This is a genomic window from Halomonas sp. NPDC076908, assembly GCF_050269715.1.
In the GTDB taxonomy this organism is placed as follows: domain Bacteria; phylum Pseudomonadota; class Gammaproteobacteria; order Pseudomonadales; family Halomonadaceae; genus Vreelandella.
This window is the reverse complement of record NZ_JBNNIW010000001.1, coordinates 155526-172180: the sequence shown is the minus strand read 5'-3', so window position 1 is coordinate 172180 and position 16655 is coordinate 155526. Positions and strand designations below refer to the sequence as shown.

Here is a 16655-nt window from a genome sequence, read left to right as displayed (position 1 = left end):
GTTGTTGTGAAACCTTGCGGCTACGACTCTCAATCCTGTTCGTGGGCCGCTGCGGCGAATAACGCCAGCATCTGCTCCAAGCTGGCTTGCTCTTCCGGCAGGAGTGGTTCGGTAGCGGTCAGCATCTGCTCGATAAGTCTCGCCATATCCCGTATCTCGTGGGGGCGGCTACCCGCCAATAATGCGGGTATGGCAGCGATCGTCGCATCGAGGTCGAGGCGCATCAGCTTGGCTTGGCGTCGAAACAGTGCGCGGAAGGTGGTCATGTTGAAAGTAGCCAGGTAGTCCGGCTGTTGCATCTGGGCCGCGAGATTAGCCCGTCGCTCATCGGCTTCACCTTGAAAACGTCGGACAAAGAGCAGTGCACGAATAGCGGCTTCCAGCAGGCCGCCCTGATCGATCTCTGCGCGTAGGCGTTTGCTCTCCTCCGCGACGAAGGCACGATGCTCCGGTGAGACACCGGGATGCGGACGTGAGGGCTGGTCATCGGCGGCTAGCCCAGCTACGGCCTGTATCCAGGGGGATCCGTAGATCAGGTTGAATGTGCGCTCGTAAGTGTTATCACGCTGTATGCGCCAATGATCCAGCGCCGACACCAGGGCATCGGAGTAAGCTTGCTGCCATTGCACAAAGGGATTGTCACTGGCGACGGGGAGACGCGCTTCACGAATATGGCGTGCCTGCTCGGCCACCGTCGAGGCCAAGGGGTGCCGGCTCGACCAGCGTTCGTAGGCGATACGCAGTGGATGTACGCTCTGCAGCCAGTGGGCTAATGCAGGCGTGGAACGGGAGCGTACCCAGGGCTGAACGAACTGACGATAAAGCCCCAGGTTAATTCGTGATACCTGGTTGACAGCTGCAAATTTTCGGTCGTTTTCCTCGTCTGGCTGAACGATTGCGCGGACGTCTTCGACACGGCGAGCCTTGAACGACAATACGAAGTCGCCCTCGACCAGCTCGGCTTGTGGCATGTCCTCGGTCTTATCCTGAATCTCTGCTTGGTAGATACCGGCGGGCAGCACGTCGATTAAGTCTATGTTACTGGCGAATTTTTGGTGCTCCTTGCGGGCTACGCTGCCGGAAACAAAGATCCCCAGGTGGCCGATGTTGTCGTGTACTGCGTAGACAATGGTCTGGTCGTGACTGATCACTTCATCATCATCGCGGTAGAGGTCGGTGATCCAGCCAAGTGCCTGCGGAGGAGGGGAGATATTGTCGCCATTGGAACAGAACACCACGATCGGTGAGCGGATATTGCGTAAGTCCAGGCGGATTCCATCCGAGGTGACCAGCTCGGCGCTCGACAGACGGTTACCGATAAACAGGTTGTCAACGATATACTGCATTTCGACGGCGTTGAGGAAGACGTGGCCACCCCAGTATTTCTCAAAGCCCAGGTAGCGCGGCGCCTCGGTATCGATATTGGCGTACAGGTTGTACTGTTTGCCCCACAGGGTGTTGGCGGGGTTGAGACTTTCAAAGTTTTGCACCAAGTGGGCACCGTCGAAGCGACCGTTGCCCAGATCGCTGGCCAGCGCAGTTGCCCAACTGCCGCCGAGCAGACCACCCGCGTAGCGCATGGGGTTCTTACCCGGCCCGCCGGCCCAGTACGATACTGGGGTGCCAGCGACAATGATGGGGCCAAACAGCTCGGGACGCAGAGCCGCGGCCATCAGTATCTGCCACCCGGCCTGGCAGTTGGCGACCACCGCAGGCTTGCCTTCGCTGTGTGGATGCAGCTCGGTGACCTTCTCAAGGAAGGCGACTTCTGCGCGCATTACGTCTTCGACGGTTTGACCCGGCTCGGGGTCGGGGCCGAAGCCGATAAAATAGCAGGGATGCCCGGCAGAAAGTGCGACACCGACCTCACTCTCAGCCTTGAAACCGCCAATCCCAGGGCCATGGCCAGCACGCGGATCGACCACCACGAAGGGCCGCTTGTGAGGTTCTACGGGAACATCTTCCAGTGCTTGAATTCGCGCCAGCCCATAGTTCACTGGGCGCGGTAGATCGCGACCTGAGACGACGACGTCATAGGCGAAGTCGAGCACATGTGGGGCGTCATCTTCCAGATGCTCCCGGTACTGGTCACCACGCTGACGCATCACATCAGCATAGAGTACGGCACGTTGCCAAGCATCGGTCGAGTAATCCAGTGCGGCAGCCGCATACCCCTGAGTCATGTCCAGTAGTGGCCACCCAGCAGGGCGCTGGGTGGGTTCATTAAGCGCTTTTACCATGGGATCTTCTCCTTTGTAAGAGAATAGTGCCGAGTGGGAGGGGCGATGTCCCCCTCCCGTTACGCGGGCCGCTTAGTACATATGCTGCCCGCCGTTCATCGCCACATTACTGCCGGTCATGAAACCAGCTTGTTCGCTACAGATGAAGGCGATCAATGTGGCTATCTCGTCCGGTTTGCCGAGCCGCCCAACCGGAATCTGGGAGATCACCTTCGACTCCAATACCTCCTTGGGTACCGCCATCACCATGCTGGTCTCTAGGTAGCCAGGAGAGACGGTGTTGACGGTAACGCCACGCTTCGCCACTTCCATGGCCAGCGACTTGGTGAAGCCATGAATGCCAGCCTTGGCAGCGGCGTAGTTGGTCTGGCCGAACTGGCCCTTGGAACCGTTGATCGAGGAGATATTGACGATACGCCCCCAGCCGCGCTCGACCATTGCGTCGCAAAATGGCTGGGTCATATGGAACATCGAGTCCAGATTGGTACGCATCACCGCATCCCAGTCGACCTTTGTCAGTTTGCGGAAGGTGGCATCGCGGGTGATGCCAGCGTTATTGATCAGAATGTCGACAACGGTGCCTTCGGCCTCGATATTGCTTGCCAGTCGCTGACAATCGTCAAAGTTGGCCACATCGACGGCGTAGGCGGAGAAGTGGTAGCCCTTACTGGCCTGCTGCTGCAGCCACGTTTGGACATGGTCATTGTTGGGCGAGTGAGTGACCAGGACGTGATGTCCCGCATCGTGTAGTGTCCGCGCGATAGCTTCACCGAGGCCGCCCATGCCACCAGTTACAAGTGCTGTGTGTTGAGCTGTCATCCGTTCACTCTCCTTTTTTTGCTGTGTCTTGGGCGTCTGGTGTGCAGGTGTATAGCCAGTAGAGCGCTGGAGAGTTAGCACAGGTAGTGTCAAGCAAGGCTTTTGTCGTTTGAACCTGCCAACTTAATAGAGCTTCATACAGGCCCATTAGCAGAGCACTCTGTTTATCAAAGGACTGCTGTATGTATGTGCCCTTAGCGTAGGGTTGAGTGTCGAATATGTGCCACGCTTGCTGACTTTTCTGTGTCAGTTCCATCGTTTGATAACAAAGATCCTGATTGGCTTGAAAAAGCGCCAGAGGTAGGTTGATGTTGTGGTTCATTGTGTGCTCCTTCTGGTTTGTTGCGCGAATGGGCGCTGCTTTCCTCAGGCCATCTGGCTGATGGTCTTGCGAAAGCGAGTCAATGAGATGGTGAATAGCACGCTGCCAATTATCAGCAGCATCAGAAACTGACCCCAGACGACATCAATGCCGGCCCCACGGAATAGAATGGCCTGGCTCAGCTCGACGAAGTGTGTAGTGGGGGCGATGAGCATTACATTCTGGACAAATTCGGGCATGCTTTCGCGTGGTGTAGCACTGCCCGAGAGCATTTGAAGCGGCATTAGAAATAAGATCATCAGCATGCCAAATTGCGGCATGCTGCGTGCCAGGGTGGCCAGGAAGATACCCATCGAGGTGGTGGCGAACAGGTGCAGGGCGGCTCCTGCCAAAAACAGGGCGACCGACCCTTCTACCGGTACTTGCAGCAGGCCCCGTACGACGAAGGTTAGCGAGAGTGTCACGGCGATCAAGACGACCGCCCCCATCGACCACACCTTGGCCAGCATGATCTCCGTTGGGGTGACTGGCATGACCAGCAAGTGTTCGATGGTGCCGTGCTCACGCTCGCGGATCAGTGCCGCACCAGTGAGAATGATGGAGAGCATCGTGACGTTATCGATGATTGACATTAGCGAGCCAAACCAGAACTGTTCCAACCCAGGGTTGAAGCGTGCGCGCAGGGCCAGGTCGACAGGCGGTACGGCTCTAGCGCGATACCGCTGGACGAACCCATTGATCTCGCCCATGACGATCTGCTGTACATAGTTATTGCCCGAGAAGGCCTGACTCATGCGGGTGGCGTCGATATTGAGCTGGAGGTCGGGCGTGCGTCCGGCCAGTACGTCACGCTGGAAGTTGGCGGGAATAACCAGCACAAAGGTGTAGTGCCCGGCATCCAGTCCCGCGTCCATTTCTGGAAATGAGATGATTTTCGGATGGACGAACTGTGGGGGATAGAAGGCTGAAACAATACGCGCGGAGAGCGGTGAGTCGTCTTCGTCGACGATCGCAATAGGCGCGTTGTTCAGCGTCTCGGGCATCGCCGTGGCGGAGGTATAAACGGCGATACTGAATACGTAAACGATGAGCACCAGCATTGTCGGGTCGCGCAACAGGCTCCAGAACTCCTTGATGCCGAGGCGAAAAATAGTGGCGATTTGGCGCATCTTAACGCTCCTGCTTTTTGAGGAGGATGATCGCCAGCCCCATGATCACGGGAACCGACAACAGCATCGGTAAGAACGAACCGATGAGGTCGCGAAGGTCGAGTGCCTTGCTAAATACGCCGCGGCTGATGGTGAACATATGGCTTGCCGGGTAGATATTGCCGATGAATCGCCCGACACCGTCTAGTGACGAGACCGGGTCGGTCAGGCCTGAGAACTGAGTAGCGGGGATGAGGGTGCCGATCATGGCGAAAAACATGGCGGCGATCTGACTTTTGGTGATAGTGGATGCCAACAAACCCATCCCCGTAGCAATGATCGAGAACACTAGCGCCGAAAGTGCCAGCGTAGGGAAACTGCCGGTGATCGGCACGCCGAACAGCGTGATCGCAAGCCCGGTCATCAACAGAAAGTTGATCATTGCCAAGCCAATGTAGGGAATCTGCTTGCCGATTAGGAATTCGGCTCGGGTGACCGGGGTGACATAGAGGTTGATGATCGAGCCCATCTCTTTTTCACGTACTACCGACAGCGCGGTAAGCATTGCCGGGAGCATCAGTAACAGTAGTGGAATCACGGCAGGTACCATGGCTGGAAGGCTCTGTATATCGGGGTTGTAGCGGTAGCGGTTCTCGATGCTGGCCGCCATCGCGATGGCCGCTATTCCAGACTGCCTTGCCTGCTCCTGTAGCCACTGCTGATGCATGCCCTGGACGTAGCCCTGCACGGTTTCAGCGCGCTGGGGCATGGCGCCATCGATCCAGGCCCCGATCGCCACGTTGCGTCCACGCATCACGTCACGTGCAAATCCCGGAGGTATCTCGATCGCCAGGGCCAGTTCTCCGCTACGCATGCGGCGATCAAGCTCTTCATAGTCAGTCAGTGGTGGGCGCTCGATAAAATAGTGAGGGGCTCCAGAGAGATTCAGAGCGTAATTGTGGCTAAGCGAGGTTTGGTCACGGTCGAGGATGGCGTAGCTGAGATCCTCGACATCCATGCTGATACCGAAACCAATCACAAACATCAAGATAAGCGAGCCGACCAGTGCCAGGGCCGCACGCACCGGGTCTCGGCGTAACTCCAGGGTTTCGCGCCACATATAGCTAAGCATGCGCTGCAGGCTGAAATGCTGGTGGCGCGGTGAGTCAAGATGGCTCTCTTCGGCGATAGGGGGTGATTCTGAGGCGCTGCCGACTTCCTGTGGTGTGTTTTGCGGTTCTGAGCTCTCCTGATCCGCGCCCGCCTCGAGCAGGTAGCCTATAAAGGCTTCCTCCAGTGTTGCAGCGCCACGCTTCTCGACCAGCGCCGCTGGCGTGTCGCTGTCGAGTACACGGCCGGCGTGCATCATCGACATGCGGTCGCAGCGCTCGGCCTCATTCATGAAGTGAGTAGAGATAAAGATAGTCACCCGATCCCGTCGCGACAGCTCGACCAGGAGGCGCCAGAAGTTGTCACGGGCGATCGGGTCGACACCTGAGGTAGGCTCGTCGAGTATCAATAGTTCGGGCTTGTGGACCATCGCGACTGCCAGCGATAGCCGCTGACGCACCCCCAGCGGTAGACTCTCCGGCAGGTCGTCGAGGACATGATCGAGCTCGAAGCGCTTGACCATCTCGGTGACCCGGTCGGGGATGTCGTGCTTTGCAATCTGGAATAGACGCGCGTGCAGCAACAAGTTCTGGCGCACGGTGAGTTCGCCATACAATGAGAATGCTTGGGACATGTAGCCCACTCGTCGGCGGGTATCGATATCCCGTGGATCGACCTCCTGACCGAACAGCCAAGCCCGGCCTTCGCTGGCAGGCAGTAGACCGGTGAGCATTTTCATGGTGGTTGACTTGCCGCAGCCGTTGGAACCGAGGAAACCAAAGATTTCGCCGCGCCGGATACGAAAGCTGACATGGTCGACGGCCACAAAATCGCCGAAACGCATGGTCAAGCCCTTGGCTTCGATGGCGATGTCGGTCTCGGTATCGACTTCCAGCGGAGGGATATGCACAGGTTGATAGCCGCGTTTCTTCTCTTCCGGTAGCAGCTCAATATAGGCGCCATCCAGTGAGTCGCTGGCGGTACGTTCAAGCAGCTCCTTGGCGGTGCCGGTGGCGAGTATGCGTCCTGCATCCATCACTACCAGCCAGTCAAAACGCTGGGCTTCGTCCATGTAGGCGGTGGCAACTATCACGCTCATCTGTGGTCGATCGACGCGGATGCGGGTGATCAAGTCCCAGAACTGGGCGCGGGCCAGCGGGTCGACGCCGGTGGTGGGTTCGTCAAGAATCAGCAGGTCGGGGTCATGAATCAGCGCACAACACAACCCGAGCTTCTGCTTCATGCCGCCTGAGAGTTTTCCAGCAGGGCGCGTCAAGAACGAGTGTAGCCCTGTGCTGCGAGTCAGGTCGTCGATACGTCGGCGACGCTCACTGGCCCCGTGGCCGAACAGCCGGGCGAAGAACTGCAGATTCTCCTCAACGGAGAGGGTGGGATAGAGGTTTTTACCTAGCCCTTGGGGCATGTAGGCAATACGTGGCCCTACGCGGCTCCGGTGCCGCTTGTCACGCATGTCGCCGCCTAGCACCGTAACCTCGCCCTCTTGCACTTTGCGAGCGCCAGCGAGTAACGCCAGCAGGCTGGATTTTCCGACACCATCTGGGCCGATCAACCCGATCATGCAGCCAGCTGGCAGTTCCAGATCCAGTGCGTCAAGTGCTGTGATGCTGCCGAAGCGCAATGTTAGCGCGCTGACGTGGGCGACAGAGTGTGTATCTTGGATCATGGTGAAACATTGACCTGGAGATGGTCGGGCCAGGTCGCTTCTTTCTCGATTTTTAGATAGGCCATGCCGGGCAGTCCTGTCTTGACCTGCTCAATATGTTCGAGAAGCAGTGCTGGATCTATCTGAGCGCGAATTCGGAACATCAATTTTTCCCGTTCGCTCTCCGTTTCTACGGTTTTGGGGGTGAACTGTGCAATGCTGGCTACGAAGCTGACCCGTGCAGGAATCACATAGTCCGGGGCAGCATCTAGCACTAGGCGAACCTCGTCGCCGATGGCAACCCGGCCTGCCTCGCTGGTGGGTAAGAAGAACGTCATATAGACTTTGGTGAGGTCGACTAGGTTGAGTACCTTGCCTCCGGCACCCAACACCTCGCCTGGTTCGGTCACCCGGTACTGTACTCGGGCCAAGCGGTCAGTTTTCAGCTCGCTGTCCTCCAGGTCGGCCTCGATGCGCTGGATCGAGGCCTGGGTGGCTTCCACCTCTGACTCGGCTTCGATTACCTGGGATTCGGAAGCGCGGATAGCGGCTTGGGCGGAGAGCACCTGTGCATTGGCTGAAGCCAGGGCGGCCTGCTGGCTTTGGTAGTCGGCTAGGGTATCGTCGAATTGCTGGCGAGAGATGGCGTTTCGCTCTACCAATTCAGCCGAACGCTCGTAGCGCTTTCGAGAGGCATTCAGTTCAGCTTGTCGCTGGTTGACTACAGCGCGTGCGGTTTCCAGCTCGCTCTGGCGCATGGCAACCATGGCTCGGGCTGTCTCTAGGGCGTTCTCGGCTCGGCGAGTTTGTGCTCTGGCCTGAGCTAGATCGGCCTCCAGGGTGGCGGTATCCATGCGGGCGACCACTTGGCCGACTTCAACGAACTCTCCCTCCTCAACCAATACCTCGGCGAGGCGGCCGGCGACGCGGGTGGCAATATCGATCTCAGTGGCTTCAATGCGTCCGTTGCCGCTAGTGATACCCTTGCCTGGGCCATCTGGCTGCAGTTCCCTCCAGACCAACCAAGCCACGATACTGATAGCGGCAAGGGTTGCCAGACTCTTGATCAACTTGCTTTTACTGCTTGACTTCATGGTGTTGTACTCTTATTTGGCAGTCGATTAATGGGTTAACGTGACTGACTCAGTCACCGTGTCGAGGTTTTGGCTGTCAAAGCAAGATTGACTTGATTTCAGACGGAGCGCTCACCGCTACTCTCCCGATAGATGTGAAGAGCTAGCGCTGAGAAAACTTTTGTGGCGTACGCTTGGATTAAAAAGTTAAATTTGTCGTTACTATTATCTAATTATTTATAGACAAGGTTTTGACCTTGATCAATTAAAAACCGTCTAGTCGGTTTTTAATTTTTAAAATTTACTCTCGTGCTGCTAACAATGAAATGACTCTCCTACGCCATTTTTGCAATCCATACTCATCCCAACGTCGAAAGCACCAAGCGAATGGGGCGGCCCAGGGTTTCAGCTTAACCATTGATGCGAGATCGACTAGGTAGACACGCCCGCCTGGGGCCACCAAGATGTTTCCTCCACTGCGTAAATCCATATGGAAGAGGCGGCGTTCATGCAAAATTTCAACGCTTTTCTGAAGTTTGAGGTTGGCTTGTATTAGCTGGCGAGTGTCGAGTTTTGAAATAGGTATGGACGGCACGTAACGTAACATAAAAGCGTCTTTGTCGAGCCAGCCCAACCACTCGGGAACAAGCTCCGTACCATAAAGCCGCTGGTATGCTTTGCACTCTCGTCGCAATAACCAACGAATCAAGGGGCGTGCTAGCTTGGGGCGATAACGACAATCCTTAATTACAATCATTTCTTGTTGCCAATTTAAGGCGTAGGTGTCCGCATTGAGTGCTGAAGGCTTTTTTTTTCAAAGGCATGCGTAAAGTTTGCGCCAAATGGTGCCGACGAAGAGCTTCCTTTTTGGGTAGAGAACTCCTGGCTCTCGTGTCTTGGCAGAGTTTGGTTTGATTCATATCAGTTCCCTTTTGAGGGGGGGAAAAGCAGAAGTAGAATAGAGCCGAAAGCGGCGATGCTTTAATGATTCAACGAGTTATGAGGAAAGCAGAAGCTAATAATACACATACATTTTCGAATGTATGTGTATTAAGCAACAGCCCCAATGATTGCAATTATTCATTAGATTTAATCATTTAAATTTGATGGTCGTCAATAAAAACCGACCAGACGGTTTTTATAAGAGGGTGAGCTAGTTACACTAACGTAACGTGTCATCTACCGAGTAGGTTGCTACTAGGGCCTGTTGGCGTATCACTCACAGCCGCGTTGGTGACCGTCTTTATTTGGGGGAAGGCAGGAAGAGAGATGTTTGGTGTTTCCACATGAACGACGACTTACTGTGCGGGCCGCCAGTGCAATGATTTCGTTAGCAAGATATCTTGCTGATATCTTTCGTCACAAGGTGGTATCGCCTGCTGTGGGGCTGATGGAGCTGAATATTTAAAATTAAATCAAACATAAGTTCGCTAAGCAAGGAGATGTGATGTATCGCCAAGCCACCTCAGGGTTATTCAAGGGAATGAATGCTCGCGTCACGTTGATCGCCATTATTATGGTGGTAGCGGCTTTAATTTATGGGGCCTTTTTTACCGGACACCTCGCCGACGTCCTTGAACGCATGCGTCGCTCAGTGAACCCCTTTCTTGAGTGGTACTACGTCTTACTCGTCGCGTTTTTACTGCTGTTTATGATCTGGCTGGGTGTAGGGCGCTTCAAGAACGTACGCTTGGGTGGTGATAACGAACAGCCGGAGTTCACCTTTTTCTCCTGGGTTTCAATGCTGTTCGCCGCGGGCACTGGGGTAGGGCTTCTATTCTGGGCGGTGGCTCAGCCGATCCTGCAATTTCAGGAAAATCCTTTCATATCCGAAGGTATGAGCCCTGAGGCAGCGCGGGTGGCGATGCGCCTGACCTACTTCCACTGGGGGTTGAATGGCTGGGCGATCTTCTCTTTCGTTGCGTTAGTGCTGGCCTACTTCGCCTATCGCCGTAACCTGCCGCTGACGGTGCGCTCTGGGTTGGAGCCGATTCTGGGCAAGCATAATCATGGCATATTAGGCGACGTGGTCGACCTGCTTGCCGTATTCGGCACGGTGTTCGGGATCGCTACCACGTTGGGGCTCGGCGTTCAGCAAATGAATGCGGGCCTTGATGCAGTGTTCGGGTGGGAGCCATCGGTCAGACTCCAACTGCTGGTCACTGCCGTGATTATGAGCGTGGCGACGCTGTCAGTGGTCTCTGGAGTCAAGCGCGGCGTGCGCCTACTCTCCGAGGTTAACTTCTGGCTAAGTATTGCGGTGGTGGTCTTCATGCTGCTATTTGGCCCGACCCAGTACCTGATAGCGCTAACGATCGAATCCGCTGGCGACTATTTACAAAACCTGCTCGGCATGGCCTTTCACACCAATGCCACCGTCGCTGATGGCTGGCAATCAGAATGGACGGTCTTTTTCTGGGGGTGGTGGCTTGCTTGGTCGCCTTTCGTCGGTATGTTCATTGCCCGGGTCTCCCGGGGGCGTACCTTCCGCGAGTTCGTGATGGGGGTACTGCTAGTGCCCACGGTGATCACCATTATCTGGATTGGCCTGTTTGGCGGCACCGCGCTCTATCACGAACTCTTTGGCGCAGGGGGGATCATCCAGGCCGTGGACGACGATGTGGCTACGGCGCTGTTTGCCACGGTAGCGGCAATGGATCTGGGCATGCTTGGCATCGGCGTATCGGCGGTACTGGTGGTGTTGATTGCGACCTACCTGATCACCTCTGCCAACGCTGGAACACTGGTGATCAACACTATTCTCGCCGGCGGTGATCCTGAACCGCCCACTGTACATCGCATCATCTGGGGGGCTGGGCTGGGTTTGCTGACAGCCGTAATGCTGCTGGCGGGTGGCCTTGAAACCCTTCAGTCAGCGGTGATTATGGCTGCCTTGCCATTTTCAGTGGTAGTGATCTTAATGGTGTTTGGACTACTCAAAGCATTGCACAGTGAGAGATTTGCCGCCCGTACCGGTTCGCGTATTGAAGCACCTCGCGAGCCTTGGGTAGACCTGGAAGATGCAGGGGCTCTCCCCACACAAGTAAAGCCGGATGAGGACTTTAAGCGGCATTGATTGGGCTGAGCCTTGTGCCGTGTTAGCTTGGCTTCCCGAGATGAGGCTTACGCAATGCTAAAGTGCCGGAAAGCACTTATCTCGGCCCGCCTAAATTTGAAGGCTATGAGGTAATGCTGTAAGACCGACTTTATAACACCTCTACCACTCCAGTCGGCGTCAGTGGCGGCAAATAGCGCTCAAGCAACTGAGCGGCATGCAGCACTTTTAGATCCTGGAATTTGCCTGCTACAAGGTGCAAGCCTACTGGCAGGCCTTGGTTATCCAGCCCGCAAGGCAGCGATGCGGCTGGCTGCTGGGTGAGATTGAAGGGGTAGCTGAACGGCGTCCAGTCCATCCAGTCGCGGTAGGTGCCACCCGGTGGCACGTTGTGGCCCGCGGCAAAGGGGGCAATCGGCATGGTGGGTGTGACCAGCAGGTCATACTGTTGATGAAACGCCTCCATATATGCCGTCAGCTCGCTACGCTCGCGCCGCGCGGCAAGGTAGGCGGAAAGCGATACATCCTGCCCGCGCCTCGCAATATCCAGAAACCCTGGGTCGAGTGCCTCCTGCTGCTGCTCGTTGAGTTTTTCGAGCGCTTGGATGGCGCCCGCAAACCACAGCGTATTAAACGTCTCAAGCGGATCACTAAAGCCAGGGTCAATTCGCTCTACCGTCGCGCCCAATGCTTCTAGATGGGCAACTGCTTCCTCAACCCGCTGCGCAATATCAGGTGCTACTTCTACATAGCCAAGGTCAGCGCTAAAGGCGATTCGCCAGCCGCGTAGATCAGCAGGGGGGGGCGTTAGCCAGTCTGGTCCAAGCGGATTACCGGAATAGCCATCCCGAGTATCGGGCTGCGCCATCACGCTAAGCATGAGCGCGCTGTCGGCGGCGGTGCGGGTCATCGGGCCCAAGTGAGAAAGCGTACTCATGGCGCTGGCGGGCCACTGGGGCACCCAGCCAAAGGTCGGTTTAATACCAAAAGTGCCCGTAAAGCTGCATGGAATGCGTATGGAACCACCCGCGTCGCTGCCCTGATGCAACAGGCCAAGGTTAAGTGCCGCGGCTGCCCCCGCGCCGCCGGATGATCCCCCGGGCGTTAATGCCGTGTTCCAGGGGTTGCGGGTAATGCCATGCAACGGGTTATCGGTGACGCCTTTCCAACCAAATTCCGGCGAGGTGGTCTTGCCGATCACGATGGCCCCAGCATTGCGTAGATGACGGCTGATCGGAGCATCTACCTCCCAAGGGCCATCCGGGGTGGTCGTTGAACCCAAGCGCGTGGGCAGTCCTTTGGTTAAGGTTAAATCCTTAATGGTGACAGGAACGCCATCCAGCGGGCCGCAGGGTGTGCCTGTTTGCCAGCGTCGAGTGGATTCTGCGGCTAATCGGCGGGCCTCTTTTCCGTTAATACAGGTGAAGGCATTTACCTTGGGGTTATGTCGCTCAATACGCGCTAAGCAGTCATCAACCAGCGTTTCCGGCGAGAGCGATCCCTCGCCGAAGCGTGCCAATGCGTCGACTGCCGTCAGTGTTTCAAAGGTCTCGGCCATGATTATTCACCACCCTCAACACCGGCAGCTTCAAGCATGGCGTGGAGTAGCACATTACAACCTGCGTGTACGTGCTCTGGCGTGGCGCTCTCAATCTCGTTATGGCTGATGCCATCCTTGCAGGGGATAAAGATCATCGCGGCAGGGGCAACCCGGCCAACGAACATTGCATCGTGCCCGGCACCGCTGATGATATCCATATGCGACAGTTGGAGCTTTTCGGCGGCCTGGCGCACGGTATCAACACACGCTTGATTGAAGTGTTCAGGTTCAAAGTCTGCGGTGGGGGTTAGCTCGTATTCAAGCCCATGGCGTTGGCAAATTTCTTCAACGGCATTGGCAACGGCTTGGCCCATCGTCTCAAGCGCTTCAGGTTCCCAATGGCGCATATCCAGGGTCATTTTGACCTGGCCGGGAATCACGTTTCGTGAACCAGGGTGTAGCGTCATACAGCCGACCGTGCCGCGCCCGTGGGGCTGGTGATCAAAGGCGATGCGGTTGAGCGCTTGGGTAACTTCCGCAGCACCCATCATGGCGTCGCGACGTAGGTTCATCGGTGTAGGGCCCGCGTGGGCTTCAAGCCCGGTCAGGGTTAAATCAAACCACTTCTGGCCAAGCCCGCCAATAACCACGCCAATGGTAGTGTCGGTGTCTTCTAAAATAGGCCCTTGCTCAATGTGCGGTTCAAAATAGGCTTTGATCTCGCTTGGCGAGACCTCATCGCTGCCGCGATAGTGGATAGCATCAAGCGCATCGCTAACGGTCACGCCATCAGCGTCGGTGCGTGCCATCATGGCGTCAAATTCGAGCACACCGGTGAAGACACCGGAACCCATCATGCAGGGGGCAAAACGGCAGCCCTCTTCGTTAGTCCAAGCGACGACTTCGATAGGCGCTTGAGTAGTGATTTTGTGCTCATTAAGGGTGCGAATCACTTCGAGGCCAGAAAGCACGCCGAAGCAGCCATCATATTTTCCGCCAGTAGGCTGGCTATCAAGGTGGCTGCCCGCCATAACCGTTTTGGCGTTAGGATCGCAGCCTTCCCTGCGGGCAAAAATATTGCCGATATTATCAATTCGAATCGTGCAGCCTTCCGCCCGGCACCATTGAATAAACAGGTCGCGCCCTTGGCGCTCAAGGTCGGTGAGCGCCTGGCGATTCACCCCACCTTTGGGGGTGGCGCCTAGCTTGGCCATTTCCATCAGCGCCTGCCATAGGCGGTCACTGTCGGTGCGTAAGTTGGTTATATCGTTGGTGGGTGTAACGTAAGTATTCATCTCAGTATCCTCGCAAGGTTAAACGGACGCGTTTTCCGTTGGTAAGTCGTGTAGCTTGGAACGGTGATTATGGGCGTGCAGTAAATCGCCGCTAAACAGCATCTGTGCAGCCATTTCTGTTTCCAGTGCGCTCATATGGTGCTCGGCATCAGCCATGTGCTCAGCCATAATGTTGCGGACACGCTGAGTATCTTCTGCACGGTAGGCCTCAACCAACTGGCGGTGGTAATCCTGGTTGGCGTGGTCGAACTGCTTGCGCTCAGGCACATAAGCTTTTTTGATCACCACTAAATCGCGCAGCATGTCGTTTAAAAACTGGCACATAAACGCCAGCAAAGGGTTAGGGCAGACGCGGGCCAGAAGTTGGTGAAACTCCAGCTCTAAAAAGCGCTGGCGGCGATGATCCTCCTCTCCGCCACAGCAGGCGCAGGCTGACATGTTGGCTTCAAGCTGCTGGAAATCATGCTCTGTCAGCCTGCCTACTACCGAGGCCGCCAGCTCAACCTCCAATAGCTTGCGTAGTTGGTAGACTTGCCTGCCATCCAACTGTTGGAAGTGCAGAAAGTTGCGCAGCATGCGACTAGCGGGCTCCATGCCCGGCTGGTTAATTACCGCGCCGCCTTTAGGCCCGGTTTTTAAGGTGATTAGCCCCTCAACCTCGAGGATCTTCAATGCTTCGCGTACTGTGGCCTTAGCGCTGCCGTAAAGCTCCATCAGGGCTTTCTCATTGGGTAGCCGGTCGCCTTCCCCCAATGACTCGGCGGCAATCCAGCGCTTGATATCATCGCTAATCAACTCGGCAAGCTTGGGTCGGCGCCTTGAGGCTGAAACAGGGGTTTGAGCCATCAACTCCACTCCTTATTTGTAGTTAGCGGCGTTGGTCGTTTCTTGGGTGTATGCAAGCAAGCGCTCGGGGTGGTACTCGGCATCATAGTCGTAGCGTGCCTGGGTAAAACGTTCTACTACTGCTGTATCGCGACGATGTAGCGCATGGCTTAGGCCTACAAACAGCGCAGTGTTTAGCAATAGGCCCCAAATACCCGCATGGTAGCCAAAGGGAGCGCTTAGCGGGCCAAAGGTCATCAGTAGCACGCAGGCAACACCCGCCCACAAACCAGCGAGCGCAGCGGTGGGGTGGGCTTTTTTCCAAGTGATGGCACCAATAGTAGGAATCACCAGCTGTGCAGTGCCCGCCAGCGCAGCAATACCAATGGTGACCAGTACGCCGGGTACCGTAAGCGCCATGATATAAGCCGTCAGAGAGAAGCCCACCAACGATAGACGACCGATATAAACGATACGTGCCTGGCTTGCTTCACGGTTCACATAGCGTTTGTAGATATCCATTGTGACCACAGTGGAAACCGCGTGAATCTGCGAGTTAGCGGTCGACATGGCGGCCGAAGCGCCTGCCGCCATAATCAGCGAGGCGAGTAAGTAAGGCGCATACTCCATCAGCATAATGGGCAGGATTTGATCAGGATTTTCTACATTGGGTTCGAGTATTACGCCGGAGTAACCAGAAAGCACCGACCCCACGTAGGCAAAGGCTGCCAGGCCAAGTAGAAATGGCATTAGGTTAAACAGTTTGCCGTGTTTTACCGAGTACATGCGCAGCCAGATTTGTGGGCCCATAAAGGCACCAATCGCGGTAATAGCGAAAAGCGAGAACCACATGGGGTAACCCATCGTGCCGTTAGGCCCTGGCATGGTGAGGTGTTCGGGGGAGGTTTGGTGTAGCTGGCTAAATAGTGCCGTTGGCCCTCCTAACTGGGTGGAAATATAGTAGCCCGCGTACAGCATGCCAAAGAACAGCAGTGCGCCGTATATCACGTCGGTCCAGGCGATGGCGCGTATACCACCGATCCACACATAGATAATAATAATGAAGTAAAACAGCAACGCTGCTAACCAGAAAGGAATTAATCCCCCTGAGGCAACTTCAATTAAGTAAGCGCCCCCGGTTAATTGGATCTGTAAATAAGGCACGGTAAAAATCAGCGTGATTGCTGCAACGGTAATGCGCAGCGCCTCACTATTATAAAAGTCGCCAATTAAATCTGAAGGCGTTAAATAGTTGAATCGTTTACCTAAAAACCAAACCCGCTTGCCTATCCAGTAATACATAAAGCCAAATAGCAGGTTCCAGGCTAGCGCGGTAAGAAATACCGGGCCGTTGGTATAAAACGTTGCGTTAGAACCCAGGAAGGCAAAGGCACTCCACCAAGTGGCGGCAACGGTGAAGAACACCGCAATACTACCCATGGCACGACCTTGAACGAAAAAGTCTTCACTGGTTTCCTGTGATTGTCTTGCTGATAAAATCCCTACTATCAAGGGGATAATCATAAATGCAGCGATAATTAATAGACTACCTGTCATGGTTAATC

Annotated in this window: 12 protein-coding genes; 1 reads left to right on the top strand and 11 read right to left on the bottom strand. The window is 55.6% G+C overall.

The features are described from left to right. Positions 1–29 precede the first annotated feature (29 nt). From ACQKE4_RS00770 to ACQKE4_RS00740, 7 genes are all read right to left on the bottom strand, one after another. Positions 30–2240, bottom strand: a complete 2211-nt coding sequence (locus tag ACQKE4_RS00770) for a DUF3141 domain-containing protein (protein WP_427386469.1) — start codon at positions 2238–2240, stop codon at positions 30–32. A 72-nt stretch (positions 2241–2312) separates the two neighbouring features. After that, positions 2313–3059 carry an acetoacetyl-CoA reductase gene (phbB, locus tag ACQKE4_RS00765; protein ID WP_022521710.1) on the bottom strand — a complete coding sequence of 249 codons (747 nt, stop codon included), beginning with the start codon at positions 3057–3059 and terminating at the stop codon, positions 2313–2315. Positions 3060–3063: 4 nt separating this feature from the next. Further along, positions 3064–3381, bottom strand: a complete 318-nt coding sequence (locus tag ACQKE4_RS00760; RefSeq protein WP_022521712.1) for a hypothetical protein — start codon at positions 3379–3381, stop codon at positions 3064–3066. A 44-nt stretch (positions 3382–3425) separates the two neighbouring features. After that, on the bottom strand, positions 3426–4550 hold the full coding sequence (locus tag ACQKE4_RS00755; RefSeq protein WP_427386468.1) for an ABC transporter permease: 1125 nt from the start codon (positions 4548–4550) through the stop codon (positions 3426–3428). Between the two features lies 1 nt (position 4551). Next, positions 4552–7323 carry a ribosome-associated ATPase/putative transporter RbbA gene (gene rbbA, locus ACQKE4_RS00750; protein ID WP_427386467.1) on the bottom strand — a complete coding sequence of 924 codons (2772 nt, stop codon included), beginning with the start codon at positions 7321–7323 and terminating at the stop codon, positions 4552–4554. Beyond that, positions 7320–8396, bottom strand: coding sequence for an HlyD family secretion protein (locus ACQKE4_RS00745; protein ID WP_427386466.1), 1077 nt, complete (start codon positions 8394–8396; stop codon positions 7320–7322). Before ACQKE4_RS00745 ends, rbbA begins: the two co-directional genes overlap by 4 nt. Positions 8397–8676: 280 nt before the next feature. Further along, a complete protein-coding gene (locus ACQKE4_RS00740; protein ID WP_427386465.1) occupies positions 8677–9132 on the bottom strand; it encodes a hypothetical protein in 456 nt (151 codons plus the stop codon). Between the two features lie 690 nt (positions 9133–9822). Here ACQKE4_RS00740 and ACQKE4_RS00735 point away from each other — a divergent pair. Beyond that, on the top strand, positions 9823–11451 hold the full coding sequence (locus ACQKE4_RS00735) for a BCCT family transporter (RefSeq protein ID WP_427386464.1): 1629 nt from the start codon (positions 9823–9825) through the stop codon (positions 11449–11451). Positions 11452–11581: 130 nt separating this feature from the next. Here ACQKE4_RS00735 and ACQKE4_RS00730 read toward each other — a convergent pair whose 3' ends face one another. The 4 genes from ACQKE4_RS00730 to ACQKE4_RS00715 are packed head-to-tail and all read right to left on the bottom strand — an operon-like array spanning position 11582 to position 16647. Next, a complete protein-coding gene (locus ACQKE4_RS00730; protein ID WP_427386463.1) occupies positions 11582–12988 on the bottom strand; it encodes an amidase in 1407 nt (468 codons plus the stop codon). Between the two features lie 2 nt (positions 12989–12990). Next, positions 12991–14265, bottom strand: a complete 1275-nt coding sequence (locus ACQKE4_RS00725; protein WP_427386462.1) for a Zn-dependent hydrolase — start codon at positions 14263–14265, stop codon at positions 12991–12993. An 18-nt stretch (positions 14266–14283) separates the two neighbouring features. Further along, entirely contained in the window at positions 14284–15111 is an 828-nt protein-coding gene (locus ACQKE4_RS00720) for a FadR/GntR family transcriptional regulator (RefSeq protein WP_427386461.1), read from the bottom strand. A 12-nt stretch (positions 15112–15123) separates the two neighbouring features. After that, positions 15124–16647 (bottom strand): sodium:solute symporter family protein, encoded by a 1524-nt coding sequence (locus tag ACQKE4_RS00715; RefSeq protein ID WP_427386460.1) that lies wholly within the window; start codon positions 16645–16647, stop codon positions 15124–15126. Positions 16648–16655 lie beyond the last annotated feature (8 nt).